We start from the raw sequence: 21748 nt of genomic DNA, 5'->3' as shown, positions 1-21748 counted from the left end.
CCAAAGCGTTATCGGGCTTCCAGTTCTTCGTCCAGCAGCGCGAACAGCTCGTCCGCGCTGGCTCCTTCCACTTCCTCGTCTGGGACCAGCGAAGCCAGCACTGCCTTCAATCGCGTCACGACTCCGGTGACTTCGTCCGGTTCCAAGCCCCGTACGACGTTCTCCAGCGCGTCCAGCTGGACCTCGACTGCGGACGGGGCACCGTCTGCTACGAGGTGTTCTCCTAGGACCTGCACAGACGGATAGTCGAAGATCAGCGTCGCGGGCAGGCGCATTCCGGTGAGGACGTCGAGGCGGTTGCGCAGTTCGATGGCGGTCAGGGAATCGAAGCCGAGTTCGATGAAGCCCTTTCGGGGGTCTACCGCGTCTCGGCGTTCGTAGCCTAGGACTACGGCGGCGGTGCCGCAGACCAGGTCAACGGCGGCCCGGACTCGTTCAGGACCGGACAGGCGGAGTACCTGGTTCCAGGAATCGTCGACGACCTCGACGCGGCGGCGGCCTCGGACCAGGCCGCGCAGCATCGCGGGGACGCTGTGGGCGTCGGCGCGTAGCCCGGACATGTCCAGGCGTACCGGGACCAGCGACGGTTGGCCGGCGGCGACCGTCGCGTCGAAGAGTTCCAGGCCGTCGGCGAAGGACAGGCCGAAGACGCCGGACCTGGCCATGCGGATCAGGTCGGTGTCGGCCAAATCGCCGGACATGCCGCCTTCGGACCATAGGCCCCAGGCGAGCGACACGGCTGGCAAGCCCTGCGCGGCGCGGTGGTGTGCGAGCGCGTCCAGGAAGACGTTCGCCGCGGAGTAGTTGGCTTGGCCTGCGGCACCTAGGGTTCCGCCGGCGGACGAATACAGCACGAAGGCGGCCAAGTCCAGGGACGCGGTCAGTTCGTGCAGGTGCCACGCAGCGTCGACCTTCGGGCGGAGGACGGCGTCCATCCGTTCCGGGGTCAGCGACAGGAGCACGCCATCGTCGACGACGCCGGCGGTGTGGATTACCGCGGTCAACGGGTGGTCGGACGGAACGTCGGCGAGGAGAGCTGCGACTGCGTCTCGAGACGACAGGTCACAGGCCACCAGCGAGACTGAGGCACCGAGGTCCGTGAGGGAGGCGGCGAATTCAGTGGCTCCTGGGGCGGCGCCGCCGCGGCGGCTCGTGATGAGCAGGTGGCGGACGCCGTGTTCAGTGACCAGGTGCCGGGCGATCAGTTGGCCGAGCACGCCGGTGCCGCCGGTGACCAGGACGGTGCCGTCCGGGTCGAAGGCGACGGTGCCGGACGGGACGTACTTTGCCAGGCGGTGCACCAGAACCGCGCCGTCGCGGACTGCGACACCGGGTTCGTCGGCGTACATCGCGCCGAGCACGGAGCCGATCGGGAGCGGGCCGTTGTCTAGGTCCACGACCATGAATCGGTCTGGGTACTCAAGTTGCGCGGTGCGGATCACGCCCCACAGTGCCGCGTGGGTGAGGTCGGGCGCGCCCTCGTCTGGGCGAGTAGCGATCGCGCCGGAGGCGATGACGACCAGGCGCGAAGCGGCCAGGACATCCTCGGCGACCCAGGCTTGGGACAGCGAGAGGAGGTCGTGGACGGCTGCGCGTGCGCCTTCCGGGGTGGCGGTTTCCGGGGCGGTGAAGGGTACGTACACAACGTCTGGGACTCGGGCACCGTTCTGGATTGCTTCCAGCAGGGCATTGAGGTCCACATAGGACTCACCGGCGAGACCGAAGGGGTTGTCGCCCAGGATCGCGGTAGTCACTGCGGTGACGTCGTCGCCTTGCCACGGGATCCAGTCGACGCGGAAGAGCGAATCGTCCACTGCCGAACGCGCGGCGGTGGCGAAGGCGTCGTCCGCGATGGGGCGCAGCGCTAGAGAGTCCACGCGCAGCACCGGTGTGCCGGACGCGTCCGTCGCAGTGAGCGAGACGGTGTTCTCGACGTCTGACGAGATCAGCACGCGCAGGGTCGCCGCGCCGCCGGCGTATAGCGAGACGCCGGACCACGCGAAGGGCAGCACTGGCTTGTCCTCGGTCGGTCCGGCGAGACCGATCGTGTGCAGGGCAGCGTCCAGCAGCGCGGGGTGCAGGCCGAACGCACTGCCGTCCGCATGCTCGGGCAGGGCGACCTCGGCGGCCAGCACGTCACCCGACTGCCAGGCTCGTCGCAGGCCAGCGAAGACCGGGCCGTAGTCGAAGCCTTGGGCGGCCAGGTCGTCGTACCGGGAGGTCACGTCGATCTCCGTGGCTCCGGCGGGCGGCCATTCGGCGGCCACTGCGGACGGTGAACCAGCTGGGGAGAGCCGGCCGCTGCCGTGCTGAGTCCATTCGTCGGCGTCCTCGGGCTGGGAGAAGATTCCCAGCGCTCGGGTGCCGTCGTCTTCCTCCGCGCCGACGGTCACCTGCAGTCGCACCGCGCCCTGCTTCGGCAGGATCAACGGAGCGGCCAGCGTGAGTTCGTCGACCCTGCCGCAGCCGACCTCGTCGCCCGCGCGCACCGCCAGCTCGACGAAAGCCGTGCCGGGGAACAGCGCGTTGCCTTGGACGACGTGATCGGCCAGCCACGGCTGCGCGGCCAGCGACAGCCGTCCGGTGAGGACGACGCCGCCGGAGTCCGCCGTGCCGACCACCGCACCGAGCAGCGGGTGGGCGGCTTCGCGCTGCCCGACCTCGGCCACGCCGCGAGCCCGCGCGCCGGTCGGGTTGTCCAGCCAGTAACGCTTACGCTGGAAGGCATAGGTCGGCAGTTCGACCACGTGCGCGCCGGAGTAGAACGCGTCCCAGTCGACCGTCCCGCCGAGCGTGAACAGGGTCGCGACCGCGGCGGCGGCCGACTCTGCTTCGGCTCGGTCCTTGCGCAGGACGGGGATGAAGGCGGCGTTGGCGAGGGTGGCAGCGGCGATGCTGTCGGCACCACTGGTGCTACCGACACGGCCAGCGCTGCCGACTCCGGTGCCACCAGCGGCAGCGCCAGTCCGGCCTGCGCCGCCGATTCCGGTGGCTCCAGCGACGTGGCCAACCGGGCCCGCGCTGCCGACTCTGGCAGCATCGCCGCGGGCACGATCGCCACCGGCTGCGCCATTCGCGCCACCAGCGGCACCGTTTACGCCGCTAGCCGCGCCATTCGCGCTAGCAGCTGCGTCATTCACGCCGACGGCAGCACCATTCACGCCACCGTCGAACGTGCCACCACCGGCTCCGCCCACCGCAGCGGCGTCGGCGCAGCTCTGGCCCATCGCCGTCAGCACCGCGCTCGGGCCGACCTCGACGAACGTGTCTACCCCGGCCTCGGCTAGCGCTCGCACGCCGTCAGCGAAGCGCACTGCCGAACGGACCTGGCGCACCCAGTAGTCCGGCGTCGCCACATTCGCCGAAAGTTCCACTGTGGACACAATGGGCACCGATGGCTCGGAGTACGTCAGCGTGCGCGCCACTGCGGCGAACTCGTCCAGCATCGGGTCCATGAGCGGCGAATGGAACGCGTGCGAAACGCGCAACCGCGAAGTATTAGTGAATTTCCCAGCAACCGCAAGTACTTCTTCTTCTGCACCCGACAATACCACCGACCGAGGGCCGTTCACCGCGGCGATTCCTACACCATTGGTTAGTAGCGGAAGGACCTCGTCTTCGGTAGCTTGCACAGCTACCATCGCGCCGCCGGCGGGCAGAGCTTGCATCAGCCGGGCTCGGGCGACTACCAGTTTTCCGGCGTCGGCAAGGGAAAGCACCCCGGCGACGTGGGCGGCGGCGATTTCTCCGACGGAGTGGCCCAGCAGGTAGGCAGGCCGGACGCCCCAGGATTCCAGGAGCCGGTACAGGGCGACTTCGACCGCGAACAGGGCGGGCTGGGTGTAGCCGGTTTGGTCGAGCCGGTCCGCGTCGGCGAGCAGGGAGTGCAGGGGGACGTCGAGGTCCAGAGCGGCGGCGACCTCGTCCAGGGCGGCGGCGAAGACGGGGGACGCGGCAGCTAGGTCCAGGCCCATGCCAGCACGCTGGGCGCCTTGGCCGGTGAAGAGAAAAGCCGTGCGACGCGTGGTGGCCACGCCTTCGACCACCGCGGAGGAAGCTCTGCCTGCTGCATAATCTTCGAGAGCGCGCGCGGCGGCTTCCCGGTCCGCAGCCACCACGCCAGCTCGGTGCTCGCCGAGGGTTCGCGTGGTGGCGAGGGAAAGACCGATATCCGCGGTGGAGCCCGGCATTGCCGAATCCGAAGCGGCGGGGCCCGAAGCGGGGGTACCGGGCACAGCTGAACCCGAAGCGACGGGACCCGGCGCGGCAGAACCCACCGCGACGGCACCCGGCACAACCGAACCAGAAACAACGGCATTCGGCGCAGCAGAACCCAACGCGACGGGCCTCGGCGCAGCCGAACCCGAAGCGACAGGACTCGGCGCAGCCGAACCCGAAACGACGGTGCCCGAACCAACTAGACCAGAAACGACGGAGCCCGGAGCACCAGGACCCGAAACAGCGCCCGGCGCAGCCGAACCCGAAACGACGGAGCCCGCCGCAACCGAGCCCGAAGCAACAGCACCCGAGGCAGCGAACCCAGCCAACTGCCCAGCCTGCGCCCGCAAAGCCTCCGGTGACGAAGCCGAGAGCAGCCAGGTAACTGGCCCATCAGAAGGAGACGGCACCGGAACCGGATCGCCTTGCTCGACAATCACATGCGCATTCGTCCCGCTGATGCCGAACGACGAAACCCCAGCTCGTCGGGGACGGCCGGTCGAGGGCCACGGCGTGGGCTCATTCAGCAGCGCGACAGTGCCATCCGTCCAGTCCACGTGGGGCGAAGGCTCGTCCGCGTGCAGCGTCGGCGGCAGCACGCCCCGGCGCAGGGCCTCCACCATTTTGATGACCCCGCCGACCCCGGCCGCGGCCTGGGTGTGCCCGACGTTCGACTTGAAAGAACCGACATACAACGGTCGCGAGGGGGTAGCGACCTTGCCGTAGGTCGAGATCAGGGCTTGGGCCTCGATCGGGTCACCTAGCTTGGTGCCGGTTCCGTGCGCCTCCACAGCGTCCACATCGGACAGTTCCAGGGAGGCGTCGGCCAGGGCCGCTCGGATGACCCGTTGCTGGGCTGGGCCGTTGGGCACGGTGATTCCGCTCGAAGCGCCGTCCGAGTTCACCGCGCTGCCGCGCAGCACGGCGAGCACGTGGTGGCCGTTGCGCCGAGCGTCGGAAAGCCGTTCCAGCAGCAGCATTCCAGCGCCTTCGGAGCATCCGACGCCGTCCGCGCCGCTGCCGAAAGCCTTGCAGCGGCCGTCCGAAGAGAGGCCGTGTTGTTCGCTGAAGTATACGAACATGTCCGGCGTGACCATCACCGTCACCCCGCCCGCCAGCGCCAGCGAGCATTCGCCGCGGCGAAGTGCTTGGGCGGCGAGGTGCATCGCGACCAGCGAGGAAGAGCAGGCGGTGTCCACCGACACCGACGGGCCTTCCAAGCCGAGTGTGTACGACACCCGCCCGGAGATAAGGCTGCCGTCGCTGCTGCCCGCACCGTAATCGTGGTACATGACGCCGGTGAACACCCCGGTCGCGCTGCCGCGCAAGGTCGACGGCACGATTCCGGCGCGTTCCACTGCTTCCCAGGCGGTTTCGAGCAGCAACCGCTGCTGCGGGTCCAGCGTGATCGCCTCGCGCGGGCTGATGCCGAAGAACTCCGGGTCGAAATCGGCGGCGTCGTAGAGGAAACCGCCTTCGTTCGAGTAGGTCGTGCCGGGCCGGGTGCCGGTCGGGTCGTGCAGGGCGGCGGTGTCCCAGCCGCGGTCGGCGGGGAATTCGCCGATCGCGTCGACGCCGCCGGCCACCAGCTCCCACAGTTGCGCGGGAGTGGCGACCCCGCCGGGGTACCGGCAGCCCATGCCGATGATGGCGATCGGCTCGGACTGCCGGGCGGCCAGCCGCTGGTTGTCCGCACGGAGCCGTTCGTTGTCCGTCATGGACTGCCGCAGCGCGGCGACGATCTGCTCGGTCGAAGGAGCGGACTTGTCGGTCACTGGGATTCACCCCGTTCGTCGGTGCCGCTCATCGCGGAGCGGACCAGGTCGGCCAGGTCCATCGAGGCGACCGCAGCCGCCGCGTCGTCGGTGCCGTTCAGTTCTTCCACCGCTTCTTCTTCCAGAGCAGAGGGAGCCAGTTCGGCCAGCAGGTGGCGGGCCAGCGGAAGCGGGCTCGGGTAGTCGAAGATCAGCGTCGCGGGCAGCCGCAGCCCGGTCGCGGCGCCGAGCCGGTTGCGCAGCTCCAGCGCGGCGAGCGAGTCGATGCCCAGGTCGGTGAAGCCCTTTTCGACCCCGACCGCCGAAGCGTCGTCGTATCCGAGGACAGCCGCCGTGTGCTCCAGCACCAGGTTCAGTGCCGCCGAGTCCCGCTCGTCCGCCGGGAGCGTGGCGAGCTTGTCGGCGAACCCGGCCTCCGGAGCTGTCGACGAGGCGACAGCCGCCCGTCGTGGCACCGCGGTGACGAGACCCTTCAGCAGCGCCGACGCGCGGTCGGCGTCCTTGAGGTCGAGCTTCACCGGCACCAAAGTCGCCGAGGAAGCCGCCAGAGCGGCGTCGAACAGCTCCAGCCCCTCAGCCGCGGACAGCTCCGCGACCCCGGACCGGGCGATGTGCGCCAGGTCCACTTCGCCGTCGGTGCCTTCCCACGGACCCCACGCGAGCGAGGTCGCCGGGAGGCCGAGAGAAGAGCGGTGTTCAGCCAGCGCGTCCAGGAACACGTTCCCGGCCGCGTAGTTCGCCTGCCCCGCCGCGAGCAGCAGACCGCCCGCCGAGGAGTAGAGGACGAACGCCGCCAGGTCCCGGTCAGCTGTCAGTTCGTGCAGGTTCCAGGCCGCGTCGACCTTGGGCCGCAACACGTTCTCGACCTGCTCTGGCGTCAGCGCGCTCAGCACCGCACTGTCCATCTGCCCGGCCGCGTGCACCACGGCGGTCAGCCGCGGCAGCGTGTCGAGCAGTTTCGCCAGCTCGTCCCGGTCGGTGACGTCGCACGCGGCCACCGTCACCTTCGCGCCTTCGCCGGCCAGTTCGTCGACCAACTCCCGCGCCCCGGCTGCGTCGAGTCCGCGACGGCTGGTCAGGACTAGGTCACGCGCCCCGCGAGCGACCAGGTGCCGGGCCAGCAGCCCGCCGAGCAAGCCCGCGCCGCCGGTGATCAGCACCGTGCCGTCCGGGTCCCACTCGACTGTCTCGCCGACTTCGGTGACCCGCGTCAGCCTCGGCACGCGCACCTCTCCGTCGCGCACCCGAGCTTCGGGTTCGCCGGACGCGACGACCGCGGGCAGCGCTCGGGCCGACGCGGGAGAAGCGTCGAGGTCCACGACCTGGATCCGGCCCGGGTTCTCCGCCTGCGCGGCCCGCACCAGGCCCCAGACCGGGGCCTGCGCCAGCTCGTCGCGAGTGACCACGACCAGCTTTCCGTCTCCGGCCGACAGCCAGTTCTGCAAGTGCCGCAACGTTTCCTGCACGACTTGATGGACCTGCGCTGGCACAGAATCGGAGCCAGAACCAACCGGCAGCACCAAGACCTCCGCGCCGCCCGGCTCAGTCCGAAGCGGTACACCGAGACCGAGGTCGTCGGTACCGAGCACGGCCCAGCCGTCCAGCGAGGGCACCAGGCGGACACCCGAGGCGGGCTGCCATTCGATGCGGTACAGCGAGTCCGGCACCTTCGCGCCGAGCTGGCCTTCCGACACCGGCCGCGTGACCAGCGAAGCGATCTGGGCCACCGGAGCACCCGCGGTGTCGGCCAGGTCGAGCGACGAACCGCTTTCGGTCTTCCGGACCCGCACCCGCAGCGCGGTCGCGCCACTGGCCTGCAGCGACACCGAGTTCCACGCGAACGGGATGGTGGTCTCGGTCAACGCCTTCGGACCGCCCGGGATCAGGAAGTCCGTCGCGCCGAGTGCCGAGTCGAGCAGGCCCGGGTGCAGGCCGAATTCGTTCGCCGCGGTGCCTTCCGGCAGAGCGACCTCGGCGTACACCTCGCCTTCGCGGAGCCAGACCGCCCGCAGGTTGCGGAACGTCGGCCCGTAGCCGAAGCCGAGCCCGGCCAGGTCGTCGTACAACCCGGTCAGGTCAACCGATTCCGCACCGGACGGCGGCCACTCGCTGAGCGAGAAGTCCGCGGCCGCGCCGTTGGCCAACGTCCCCGCGGCGTGCTGGACCCAGCCAGACTCGGTCCGCGAGTGCACCGACAGCTCCCGGCGACCGCTAGCGTCCGGCGCGCTGATGACCACGCGCAGGTCAACCCCGTCTTCCGGCAGCAGCAACGGCGCCTGCTGGGTCAGCTCCTCCAGGAGGTCGCAGCCGACCTGGCCCCCGGCGTGCACCGCCAGCTCGACGTACGCGGTGCCGGGCAGCATCGTCCGCCCCATCACCACGTGGTCGGCCAGCCACGGCTGCGTCGCGACAGACAGCCGTCCGGTCAGCACCGCGCCACCGTCGGGCAGTTCGACCAGCGCACCCAGCAGCGGGTGTCCGGCGGACTGCGCGCCCAAGGTACTCACGTCGCCGGTCGGCTTCGTCGCGTCGAGCCAGTACGACTTGTTCTGGAACGCGTAGGTCGGCAAGTCCACAGTGGACGCACCCTGGCCGGCGAACAGCGCCTTCCAGTCGATCTTCGCGCCCCGGGAGAACAGCGTCGCCAGCGCGGTGAACACGGTCGGCACCTCGGCCCGGCCCCGGCGCATCGCGGGCACCTGGACGACCCGGTCCGGCCGGTCGGCCACCGCGGTGTCGCATTCGCGAGCCATCCCGGTGAGCACCGCGTCCGGACCCAGCTCGACGAACCTGGTCACGCCCGCACCGAGCAGCGTGCTGACGCCGTCGGCGAACCGGACGGCCTCCCGCACGTGGCCCACCCAGTACTGCGGCGAGCACAGCTCGGCGGCGGTCGCGATCTTGCCGGTCACGTTCGACACCACCGGGATCGACGGCGCGGAGTAGGTCAGTTTCTCCGCCACCACCGCGAACTCGGCCAGCATCGGCTCCATCAGCCCCGAGTGGAACGCGTGCGACACGACCAGCTGCTTCGTCCGGCGACCAGCGTCGGAGAAGGTCGCCATGGCCGCGACCACCGCCTCTTCCGGACCGGAGATGACCACCGACCGCGGACCGTTGACCGCCGCGATGTCCACGCCCGCGGGCAGCGAGGCTCGCACCTCGTCCTCGGTCGCGGCGATCGCCGCCATCGTGCCGCCGGTCGGGAGCGCCTGCATGAGCCGGCCGCGAGCAGCGACCAGCGAGCAGGCGTCGGCCAGCGAGAACACTCCGGAGACATGCGCGGCGGCCAGTTCGCCGATCGAGTGCCCGGCGACGTAATCCGGCTTGACACCCCAGGATTCGACCAGCCGGTACAGCGCGACCTCGATCGCGAACAGCGCGCATTGCGTGTACGCGGTCTGGTTGAGCAGCGGCGAGTCTTCCCAGATCACCTGCTTGAGCGGGGTGTCCAGTTCGGCGTCGAAGAGTCCGCAGATCTCGTCGAACGCTCCGGCGAAGGCCGGGAACGCCTCGTACAGCCCGCGTCCCATGCCCGGTTGCTGCGCGCCCTGGCCGGTGAACAGGAACGCCGTCAGGTCGGCCGCGCTGACCGTGCCGGCCACGGTGCCCGCCGGGGTCCGGCCGTCGGCCAGTCCGTCGAGCGCCTTCAGAGCCGCTTCGCGGTCGGCCGCCAAGACCACCGCGCGGTGGTCGAGCGCCGCGCGGCCGGTGGCGAGCGAGTAGCCGATGTCGGTCAGGCTGACGTCCGGGTTGGCCCGCAGGTGCGCGGCCAGCCGGGCGGCCTGGTCGGCGAGCGCCGACGCGACCGAACCAGCCAGCGGCAACGGAATCGTCGGGAGTTCCGGTGCGGTGCGCCGGGTTTCGGTAGCCGGAGCGGGCGGTGCCTCCTCGATGATGATGTGTGCGTTGGTGCCGCTGATGCCGAACGACGAGACGCCAGCGCGACGCGGGTGTCCGTTCGGCAGCCACGGCCGCGGCTCGGTGAGCAGCTCGATGTTGCCCGTGGTCCAGTCGACGACCGGCGACGGCGCGTCGACGTGCATCGTCTTCGGCAGCATGTTGTGCCGCAACGCTTGCACGACCTTCATCACGCCTGCCGCGCCACCGGACGCCTGCGCGTGGCCGATGTTCGACTTCACCGAACCCAGGTACAGCGGCCGGTCGCGGTCCTGGCCGTAGGTGGCCAGCAAGGCCTGCGCCTCGATCGGGTCGCCCAGCTTCGTGCCCGAACCGTGCGCCTCGACAGCGTCCACATCGGACGGTCGCAGCCCACCGGCCGCGAGGGCCGCGTGGATGACGCGTTCCTGCGACGGGCCGTTCGGCGCGGTAAGGCCGTTCGACGCACCGTCCTGGTTGACCGCGCTCGACCGGACCACCGCGAGCACTTCGTGCCCGTTGCGCTGCGCGTCGGACAGCCGCTCCAGCAGGAGCAGGCCCGCGCCCTCGGCCCAGCCGACGCCGTCGGAAGCCGCGGAGAACGACTTCGACCGGCCGTTGGGCGAAAGCACGCCCTGACGGCTGGAGTCGACGAACAGGTCCGACTGCGACAGCACCGTGACACCGCCGGCTAGTGCCAGCCCGCACTCCCCCGCCCGCAGCGCTTGCACCGCGAGGTGCAGCGTGACCAGCGAGGACGAGCACGCGGTGTCCACCGTCATGCTCGGGCCTTCAAGGCCGAGCAGGTAGGAGATCCGGCCGGAGACGACCGCGCCGGAGCTGCCGTTCGGGATGTAGGCGGCGACGTCGGCCGGAGCGCCCGGGGCGCGGCTGCCGTAGTCGTCGTACATCGCGCCGGTGAAGACGCCGGTCAGGCTGCCGCGCAGCACGGTCGGGTCGATTCCGGCGCGCTCGATGGCCTCCCACGCGGTTTCCAGCAGGAGCCGCTGCTGCGGGTCCATCGCCATCGCCTCGCGCGGGCCGATGCCGAAGAACGCCGGGTCGAACTCCGCCGCGTCGTGCAGGAAGCCGCCCTGGTTGGCATAGGTCTTGCCGCGTTTGCCGCGTTCCGGGTCGTAGATGCCCTCGATGTCCCAGCCGCGGTTGGTCGGGAAGCCGGAGACCGCGTCGACCTCGTCGACCAAGAGCTGCCACAGGTCCTCCGGCGACCGGACGCCGCCGGGATAGCGGCAGGCCATGCCGACGATCGCGATCGGTTCCTGCATCGACGCATTCGTCCGGGCGGTCGTCGCCGGGGTCTTCGCGACCGCGCCGAGCAGCTTGCCCTTCACGAAGTCCGCGACGGCCTTGGCGGTCGGGTGGTCGAAGATCAGCGTCGCGGGCAGCGTCAGTCCGGTCGCGGTGCCAAGGAGGTTGCGGAGTTCGACCGCGGCGAGCGAGTCGAAGCCCAGTTCCTTGAACGCCCTGGTTCCGTCCACTTCGGACTTGTCCGCGTAGCCGAGCACCGTGGCCACCTGCGTGCGGACGAGGTCGAGCAGCACCCGGTCCCGTTCGCTTTCGACCAGCGCGGCCAGTTCGTCGGCGAGCGCGTTGTCCGCCGCCTTGGCCGCCTTCGCCACGCGACGTGCCTTCGGCGGCACGAAACCACGCAGCAGTGCGGGCAGTTCGTCAGTACGCGCCCGAAGCGCCGGGACGTCCACGCGAAGCGGCGCGATGACCGCGTCTTCGGTGGCCACGGCGGCGTCGAACAGGGCCAATCCCTGCTCGGCGGTCACCGCGGGCAGGCCGAGGCGGGCCATCCGGGCGAGGTCGGCTTCGGCGAGGTCGCCGCCGAGTCCGGTGTTCTCCGCCCACAGACCCCAGGCCAGCGCGGTTGCCGGGAGTCCGGCCGCGCGCCGGTGTTCGGCGAGCCCGTCGAGGAACGCGTTGGCCGCCGCGTAGTTCGCCTGTCCGGCAGGAAGCACCTGGCCGCCCGCCGAGGAGAACAGTACGAACGCGGACAGCTGCCGGTCTGCGGTCAGTTCGTGCAGGTGCCAGGCCGCGTCGACCTTCGGCCGCAGCACCGCGGCAAGCTGCTCCGCGGTGAGCGAGTCGAAGACGCCACTGTCGGCGGTACCGGCGGCGTGCACCACCGCGCCGAGGTCCGGCAGGCCGTTGACCAACTGCTCGACCGCCGCACGGTCGGCGACGTCGCAGGCCGCCACCTGAACCGTCGCACCCAGGTCGGTCAGCTCTTCGACCAGCTGCGCGGCACCGGGTGCGTCGAGACCGCGACGGCTGGTGAGTACGAGGCTCCGCACGTCGTGTTCGGCGACCAGGTAACGCGCCAGCAGGCTGCCGAGACCGCCGGTGCCGCCGGTGATCAGGACCGTGCCGTCCCACGAGGCGGTTCCGGTCGATTCGGTGCGGGTGTAGCGCGGAGCGAGCACCGCACCGGCGCGGATCGCCGACTCCGGCTCGCCCGAGGCGACCACCGCGGCGATCGTCTCGACCTTCGTCTCTGCGTCCGCGTCGATCAGGAAGACGCGTCCGGGGTGTTCGGCTTGCGCAGCGCGGGCCAGGCCCCACAGGAGACCTTGCGTGACGTCCACAGTGGACCCGCCAGCCGGAACCGCCGACTGCGTGACAATGGCGAGTTTCGTGTCGGTCAACCGTGATTCGGCCAGCCACGCCTGGATTTCGGCGAGCAGCCAGGTCGCGTTGGCCCGTGCCGCTTCCGGCACCGCGCCCTCCGCGACAGGCACCGAGAGCGTCACGAGACCCGGTACCGGTTCGCCGCGGTCCACCGCGCCGAGCAGGTCCGCGAACCCGCTGTAGGTAGCGGCCACGCCGACCCGGCCACGGCCGATCGCGACGACATCGCCCGGCTCCGCGGCCGGGACCGGCACGGACTGCCAGCCGATCTTGAGCAGAGATCCGTCAGTGGTCTCCGCCTGCGCGGCCAGTTCGGTCCGCACGGGCCGCGAGACCAGCGACTCGACCGAAGCGACCGGGTTGCCTTCGCCGTCCGCGACCTCGATCGAGGACAGCTCGTCCCCGTCCAGCCGCACGATCCGCACCCGCAGCACCGAAGCTCCGACCGCGTGCAGCGTGACGCCGTTCCACACGAACGGCAGCAGCGTCGAACCGCTCGGGTCGCCAAGGAGGTCGGCGTGCATCGCGGTGTCGAGCAATGCCGGGTGCAGGCCGTAGGAGCCCGCCGTGGAGGCGGCCGGTTCCGGCAGCGCGACCTCGGCGAACACCTCGTTGCCCCGGCGCCACGCGGCCGTGAGGCCCTGGAAGGCCGGGCCGTAGCCGTAGCCGCGTTCGTTGAGCCGATCGTAGGCGCCCTCGACCGGGATCGGGGTCGCGCCCGCCGGCGGCCATTCGGTGAGGCCAGCGGGTTCCGGCCGCGCGGTGGCGGACAACGTGCCCAGCGCGTGCTGGGTCCAGTCGCCATCCGATTCGACCGGGCGGGAGAACACGGTGACCGGGCGGCGGTCGCCGTTCGCGGGACCGACCACGACCTGCAGCGCGACCGCGCCGTCCGGGGCCAGGATGAGCGGCGCTTGCAGCGTCAGCTCCTCGACCACCGGGTGGCCCACCTGGTCACCGGCAGCGACAGCCAGTTCGACGAATCCGGTGCCGGGCACCAGGATCGCGCCCTTCACCACGTGGTCAGCGACCCACGGCACCGACGACGCGGACAACCGTCCAGTGAGGACAGTGGTGTCCGAACCGGACAGTGCCACCACCGCGCCCAGCATCGGGTGCGCCAGCGGTTGCTGACCGACCGAAGTGACGTCGCCGGACGGAGTCGCGTCCAGCCAGTAACGCTTGTGCTGGAAGGCATACGTCGGCAGGTCGAGCCGAACCGGACCGTCGCCGAGCAGCGGGCCGAGCTTCACAGCTCCGCGAACGTGCAGGCGACCAGCCGCGGTGAGCGCGGTGCGCACCTCGTCCTGATCGCGCCGGCCGAACGGGACGAACTCCGCGTCGACGCTCTGCGGGCCGAGCGCGGACAGCACACTGTCCGGGCCGATCTCCAGGAACGTCTGGACGCCGCTCTCCGCCAGTGTCGTGACCGCGGCACCGAAACGGACGGTCTCGCGGACATGGGTGACCCAGTATTCCGGTGAACGCAACTCGTCGTCAGTGGCGAGTTTCCCAGTGACCGTCGAGACGATCGGGATCTTCGGCGTCTCGTACGTCAATCCAGCGGCGATCTCGCGGAACTCGTCGAGCATCGACGTCATCAGCGGCGAGTGGAACGCATGGCTCACCCGCAACCGTCGCGTTTGGACATCTCCAGCGGCCCGCTCGATCTCGGCGACCACGTCCGCGTCACCCGAGATGACCACGGCGGCCGGGCCGTTCACTGCCGCGATGCTGACCGCGTCTTCGTGGCCGTGCAGCAGTTCGCGGACCGTGTCTTCGGTCGCGGAGAACGAGACCATGGCACCGCGCCGGTCATTCAGCGCGCCCATCAGCCGGCCGCGCGCGGCGACCAGTTTCGCTGCGTCCTCAAGGGAAAGCACGCCCGCGACGTGGGCCGCGGCCAGTTCGCCGATCGAGTGCCCGGCGAGCGCGTCGGGCCGGAAGCCCCACGATTCGGCGAGCCGGAACAGCGCGACCTCGACCGCGAAAAGCCCGGTCTGGGTGTACTGCGTCTGGTCGAGCAGGCCGCGGTCGGCGAGTTCGGTGGTGCCGAACACGACGTCCCGCAACGGCACGTCGACCAGCGGGTCGATCGCCGCGCACACCGCGTCGAACGCCGTCGCGAAGGCCGGGTACGCGTCGTAAAGCTCGCGCCCCATGCCGACCCGCTGCGCGCCCTGGCCGGAGAACAGGAAAGCGAGCTTCCCGTCCACGACCTGACCGGTCGGTGCGTCCCCGCCGGACAGCGCGTCGAGGCCGTCCGCGAGTTCTCCCGCGGTCTCGGCGACAATCACCGCGCGGTGTTCCAGCGAGGCCCGCGTCGCAGCCAGCGAACGTGCGATCTCCGCGACGGAAACGCCGTCGGCCAGCCAGGAACGCAACCGTGCCGCCTGTCCGCGCACCGCGGCGGCGGACCGGCCGGACAGCGCGACCGGAACGATCGTCTGCGTCTCGGAAGGCCGCTCGACCGGAATCGGCGGAGCCTGCTCCAGGATGACGTGCGCGTTGGTGCCGCTGATGCCGAACGACGACACCGCGGCGCGGCGGGGCCGGTCGGCCTGCCACTCCCGGGCTTCGGTCAGCAGCCGGACCGCGCCGGTCTCCCAATCGACCACAGTGGACGGACGGTCGACGTGCAACGTCTGCGGCAACTGGCCGTGCTGCATCGCCATGACCATCTTGATGATGCCCGCGACACCCGCTGCGGCCTGCGTGTGCCCGATGTTGGACTTGATCGAACCGAGCCACAACGGCTCTTCGCGGTCCTGGCCATAGGTGGCCAGCAAGGCCTGAGCCTCGATCGGGTCGCCCAGCGTCGTGCCAGTGCCGTGACCTTCCACAGCGTCCACTTCGGACGGCTGCAGGCCAGCGTCGGCCAGCGCCTTGGCGATCACTCGCTGCTGCGAAGGACCATTCGGTGCGGTCAGGCCGTTCGACGCGCCGTCGTGGTTCACCGCGGAGCCGCGGAGGACCGCGAGCACCGGGTGACCGTTGCGGCGAGCGTCCGACAGCCGCTCAACGAGCAGCATGCCCGCGCCCTCGCCCCAGCCGGTGCCGTCCGCCGCTTCGGCGAACGCCTTGCACCGGCCGTCTGCGGAAAGCCCGCGCTGACGGCTGAAATCGATGAAAGTGTCCGGAGTGGACATCACGGTGACCCCACCGGCCAGCGCCAGCGTGCACTCGCCGCGACGCAGCGCTTGCACCGCCCAGTGCAGCGCGACCAGCGAAGACGAGCACGCGGTGTCCACAGTGACCGTCGGGCCTTCCAGCCCCAGCGCGTACGAGACGCGACCGGACACGACGCTGGCGAGGCTGCCGTTGCCGAGGTAGCCCGCGATGTCGTCGGAGACCGTGCCGAGCCGGGTGCCCCAGTCGTGGTACATCACGCCGGCGAACACCCCGGTGGCGCTGCCGCGCAAGGCGACCGGGTCGATTCCGGCCCGCTCGAACGCCTCCCACGAGACCTCCAGCAGCAACCGCTGCTGCGGGTCCATCGCCGCCGCCTCGCGCGGGCTGATCTCGAAGAAGTCCGCGTCGAACTCGGCCGCGTCGTGCAGGAAAGCACCGTGCTTGACATAGGAGCGGCCGGGCTTGCCGGGCTCCGGGTCGTACAGCGAGTCGACGTTCCAGCCGCGATCGACCGGGAAGCCCGAGAGCGCTTCCTCGCCCTCGGAAACGAGCCGCCACAGGTCTTCCGGCGTCGTGACGCCACCCGGGTAGCGGCAAGCGATGCCGACGATGGCGATCGGTTCCTCCGGGTCCACAGTGGTCACCGGCGTGATCGGGCGTGCCGGAGCCAGCCCGGCCAGCCGCGACGCCAGGTACTCGGCGAGCGCGCGCGGCGTCGGGTAGTCGAACACCAGCGTCGCGGGCAGCCGCATGCCGGTGACCGAATCGAGGATGTTGCGCAGCTCGACCGCGGCGAGCGAATCGAACCCGATCTCGCCGAACGGGCGGGCCGGGCTGATCGCGTCGGCGCTGTCGTGGCCGAGAACGGCCGCGACGTGCGTGCGCACCAGGTCGAGCAGCGCGCGGTCCCGGTCGGCCTCGGCGAGGTGTGCGAACCGCTCGGCGAACTGCTGCTCGGGTGTAACTTCGCCGCTGGCGACCGCGATCCGGCGGCGACCGGCGGGAACGAGCCCGCGCAACACGGCCGGAACATCCTCGCCGCGCGACCGCAGAGCAGCGCGGTCAACGCGGGTCGGCACGACCGTCGGAACACCCGTGCCGAGAGCAGCGTCAAGGGCGGCAAGGCTTTCCGACACAGTCAGCGGAGCCAGACCCAGCCGCGTGATGCGGTTTCGGTCTACTTCGGACAGGGTCGCACCCATGCCGATCGCCTGACCGGCGTCGGGAGCCCACAGCCCCCACGCCAGCGACGTCGCGGGTAGACCGGCAGCGTGCCGGTGCTCGGCGAGTGCGTCGAGGAAGGTGTTGCCAGCGGCGTAGTTCGCCTGTCCGGCACCATCGGCGAGACCCGCCGAGGAGGAGAACAAGACGAACGCGGACAGGTCCAGCTCCGCGGTCAGCTCGTGCAGCGCCCACGCGGCGTCGAGCTTCGGAGCCAGCACTGCGTCGAGCTGCTCAGCGGTCAGCGAGCCGATCATCGCGTTGTCCAGCACGCCAGCGGTGTGCACGACGGCGGACAGCGGGTGCTCGGCCTTCTTGATCGCCGCCGACAGCGAACGCTTCTTGCTGACGTCCGAGGCAACCACCTTCGCGGTCGCGCCCAGCTCCGCCAGCTCTTCGACCAGCTCGGCCGCGCCCGGCGCGTTAAGGCCCCGGCGGCTGAGCAGCAGCAGGCTGCGGACGCCGTGCTTCGTGACGAGGTGCTTCGCGACCTGCGCACCAAGACCGCCGGTGCCCCCGGTGATCAGCACGGTGCCGTCGGCCCGCCAGGTCGGCTCGCCGCCTTCTGCCACCAGCCGGACCAGCCGACCGGCTGACACCGCGTCGCCGTCGATCCGCAGCTCCGGCTCGCCCGAGCCGAGCGCGGTCGCCAGCGTCTCCGCATTGGCAGCGCCCTCGACCAGGATCACGCGACCGGGGTGCTCGGCCTGAGCCGACCGCACCAGCCCGCGGACGGCGGAGTCGGCCAGCGTGCCGCGGGTCAGCACGACCAGGCGTGCTCCCGCATAGCGGTCGGCTTCCAGCCATTGCTGCAGCACAGTCCGCACACGGTGCGCGGTCTGCTTCGCGGCGGCGGCGATGTTCTTGCCGGGCACGGAAACCGGCAGCAGCACGACGTCCGGCACATCGACCAGCGACACCAGCGAGTCGACCACCGGCACGTCGAAACCGCTGATCGAGCCCAGCGACGCGAGCGTCGGCAGCTCGAACTCACCGGTGACCGGCGTCCATTCGACGGTGTACAGCAGGTCGCGCGCCTGGGTGCCGAGGTCGGCCTCGCGGACCGGCCGCGAGCGGAACGACTCCACGGACAGCACCGGCGTACCGGCCACGTCCGTCACGTCGATCGAGACGCCGCCGGTGGCCGGGGACGTGATCCGCACCCGGACCTCAGTCGCGCCCGAAGCGTGCAACCGCACGCCGGTCCACGCGAACGGCAGCCGGATCTCGTCCGGCTCGCGCGCCTCACCCGGCGCGAAGTCGGTGGCGTGCAGGACCGCGTCGAGCAGCGCCGGGTGGACGCCGAACGCCGCGTCTCGCCCGGTCGCGGGCAGCGCGACCTCGGCGAACACGACGTCATCGCGCTTCCACGCCGTGCGCAAGCCCTGGAACAGCGGGCCGTAACCGTAACCCTGCTCGGCCAGTTCGGTGTACAGCTCGTTCGTCGCGACCACTTCGGCGCCAGCGGGCGGCCATTCGCCACGCGGGGCGGGCTCAACCACCGGGCCAGCGGCGAGGACACCGACGGCGTGCCGAGTCCAGGCCGCGTCGGCGTCGTGGTCGGGACGGGAGTGGAACTCGATGGTGCGGCGGCCGTCGACATCCGGGCCAACCAGCGTTTGCAGCGCGACACCGCCGCTCTCCGGCAGCGCGAGCGGGGCTTGCAGGGTCAGCTCGTCGACCACGCCGTAGCCGACCTGGGCCGCGGCGTGCAGAGCCATCTCGACGAACGCCGTGCCCGGCAGCACCGGCGTACCGGCGATCGCGTGGTCAGCCAGCCAAGGGTGCGTCCGCAGCGCGACGCGGCCGGTGAGGACCAGGCCGTCGTCGCCCGCCAGCCCGATCTCGGCGGCGAGCAGCGGGTGCCCGGACGCCAGCTGGCCGAAGTCCGCCGCGTCGCCGTGACCGGTCGGCGCGGTGAGCCAGTAGTGCTTGTGCTGGAAGGCATACGTCGGCAAGTCGACAACCCGCGCGGGGCCGAAGAACGCCGTCCAGTCGATCGCCACGCCACGGGTGTGCAGGCGGCCGAGCGCGGCGGCGAGGGTGGTGACCTCGGGCCGGTCGCGACGCTGCGCGGGGGTGAAAGCGATGGCGTCGCTCGTGCCGGCGGCCATCGCGGACAGCACGGCGTCCGGACCGACCTCGATCGCGGTCGTCACGCCAGCTTCGGCCAAGGCCCGCACCCCGTCGGCGAACCGCACCGCGCGGCGGACGTGCCACAGCCAGTAGCCCGGCGAGCACAGTTCCTCGGCGGTCGCGATCCGGCCGGTGACGTTCGAGACGACCGGGATCGCCGGGGCCGCGTAGTCGACCACCTCGAGGATCTCGCGGAACTCGGCCAGCATCGGCTCCATCAGCGGCGAGTGGAACGCGTGCGACACCCGCAGCTCGCTGATCTTGCGGCCCTGCATGCGGAACACCGACACGACGGCTTCCACCGCTTCGCGCTCGCCGGAAACGACGACCGACGCCGGACCGTTCACCGCGGCCAGGCTGACCTGGTCGCCCAGCAGCGGCTGGACCTCGTCCTCGGTCGCCGCGATGGCGACCATCGCGCCTCCTTCGGGCAACGCCTGCATGAGCCGTCCGCGAGCGGCGACGACCAGGCACGCGTCCGCCAGCGACCAGACGCCCGCGATGTGCGCGGCGGCCAGTTCGCCGATCGAGTGGCCGAGCAGGATGTCCGGCCGCACGCCCCACGATTCGAGCAACCGCGCCAGCGCGACCTCGACCGCGAACAGCGCGCACTGGGTGTACTGCGTTTCGTTCAGTTCCTCAGCGTTGTCGCCGAAGAGAACGTCGCGCAGCGGGGTCTCCATCTGCACGTCGAGGTGGTCGACAGCCTCGTCGAAGACCTCAGCGAACTTCGGGTACGCCAGGTACAGCTCACGCCCCATCGCGAGGCGCTGCGAACCCTGGCCGGTGAACAGCATCGCGAGCTTGCCCGGCGTGCGCTCGCCGACCACGACGTTCGGGTCCTGCTCCCCCTCCGCGAGAGCCTGCAGACCGCGCACGGCGTCCGCGAGGTTCTCCGCGACCACCACCGCGCGCTGGTCGTGCGCGGCGCGGGTAGTGGCGAGCGAGAAGCCAAGATCAGTCAGGTTGTTGCTTTCCACAGTGGACACCAGTGCGGCGGCCTGCGCCTTCAACGCTTCTTCACTGCGCGCCGACACCACCAGCGGCACAACCGGAAGCTCGTCACTCGTGATTTCCGCCGTCTCGACAGCCGGAGCCTGCTCGATGATGACGTGCGCGTTGGTACCGCTCACGCCGAAAGAGGAAACGCCAGCGCGGCGCGGACGTTCGCTCTCCGGCCATTCCCGCTGTTCAGTCAGCAGCTCGACGGCACCCGCGGTCCAGTCGACGTGCGGCGTCGGCTCGTCCACGTGCAGCGTCTTCGGCAGCACGCCGTGCCGCATGGCCTCGACCATCTTGATCACGCCCGCGACACCCGCCGCGGCCTGCGTGTGGCCGATGTTCGACTTGATCGACCCGAGCAGCAGCGGCGTCTCGCGGTCCTGCCCGTAGGCGGACAGCAACGCCTGTGCCTCGATCGGGTCGCCGAGCCGGGTACCGGTGCCGTGTGCCTCGACAGCGTCCACATCGGACGCTTCCAGCCCAGCATCGGCCAGCGCGCGCTTGATCACACGCTGCTGCGACGGACCGTTAGGCGCGGTAAGGCCGTTCGACGCGCCATCGGAGTTGATCGCCGAACCACGAACGACCGCCAGCACGGTGTGTCCATTCGCGACCGCGTCGGAAAGCCGTTCCAGCACCAGGACACCGACACCCTCGGCGAACCCAGTGCCATCCGCAGCGGCTGCGAAAGCCTTGCAGCGACCGTCTTCCGCGAGACCCCGCTGACGGCTGAACGCGGTGAACGTGCCCGGGGCACCCATCACCGCGACGCCACCGGCAAGCGCGAGCTGCGTTTCCCCACGCCGCAACGCCTGCACAGCCAAGTGCAGCGCGACCAGCGAACCGGAGCAAGCAGTGTCCACGGTCAGCGTCGGCCCTTCCAGGCCGAGCGCGTAAGCGACGCGACCAGAAACGACGCTGGGCGCGTTGCCGGTGAGCATGTAGCCGTCGAGTCCGTCCGGGGCTTCGTGCAGCCGCGGACCGTACTCCTGCGCCTCCGCGCCGATGAACACGCCCGCCGGTGTGCCGCGCAGCGTGGACGGGTCGATCTTGGCCCGCTCCAACGCTTCCCACGCGGTCTCCAGGACAAGCCGCTGCTGCGGGTCCATCGCGGACGCTTCGCGCGGGGCGATGCCGAAGAACCCGGCGTCGAATTCCCCAGCGCCAGGAAGGAATCCACCCGCGGTGACGTAGCTGCTGCCCGGCTTGTCGGGGTCCGGGTCATACAGGCTGTCGAGATCCCAGCCGCGGTCTTCCGGGAAGCCGGAAATGGTGTGCACCTCGTCGGCGACCAGCTGCCACAACGCTTCCGGCGACACCGCGCCGCCCGGGTAACGGCAGCCGATGCCGACGATCGCGACCGGCTCGTCGTCCGAGCCACCCCTGGCCAGCGCCGCGATTGATTCCTCCGCGCCGAAAACCTCGGCGTGCAGGAACCGGGCGACCGCGGCCGGGGTCGGATAGTCAAATGCCAGCGTCACCGGCAGCTCCAGCCCGGTCGCATCGGTCAGCTGCGCGTGCAGCTCCACCGCCGCGAGCGAGTCGAAACCGTGGTCGGAGAACGCTTTCTCCGGGTCGAGCACGGCTGGCACCTCGGGCAGCGCGGCCTGCAGCGCGGCCCGCGTCGCGTCGTGGACCACGCCGGCGAGGAACCCCGCGCGGTCCGCCGGCGGCAGAAGCGTCAGCCGCTCCGCGAAGCCGGATTCCCGATTCTTCTCACTCTCACGCAT

The 21748-nt window shown here is 70.7% G+C and carries 2 protein-coding genes; both read right to left on the bottom strand.

All coding sequences use genetic code 11. From position 1 onward, the window contains the following. Positions 1-8: 8 nt before the first annotated feature. Positions 9-5993: a type I polyketide synthase gene (locus tag ACZ63D_RS12635; protein ID WP_465354407.1), complete on the bottom strand. Its 5985-nt coding sequence runs from the start codon at positions 5991-5993 to the stop codon at positions 9-11. Next, positions 5990-21748, bottom strand: a complete 15759-nt coding sequence (locus ACZ63D_RS12630; protein WP_465354406.1) for an SDR family NAD(P)-dependent oxidoreductase — start codon at positions 21746-21748, stop codon at positions 5990-5992. The genes ACZ63D_RS12635 and ACZ63D_RS12630 overlap by 4 nt, the downstream gene beginning before the upstream one ends.

It is taken from the genome of Amycolatopsis sp. NPDC104775, from assembly GCF_055583325.1.
Note: the sequence above shows the minus strand (reverse complement) of the source record. Positions and strands in the feature narration are given on the sequence as shown.

Bases quoted from the DNA above. Each gene is read 5' to 3' on its own strand.
- ACZ63D_RS12630 (WP_465354406.1), bottom strand. From the start codon at position 21,748: ATGCGTGAGAGTGAGAAGAATCGGGAATCCGGCTTCGCGGAGCGGCTG.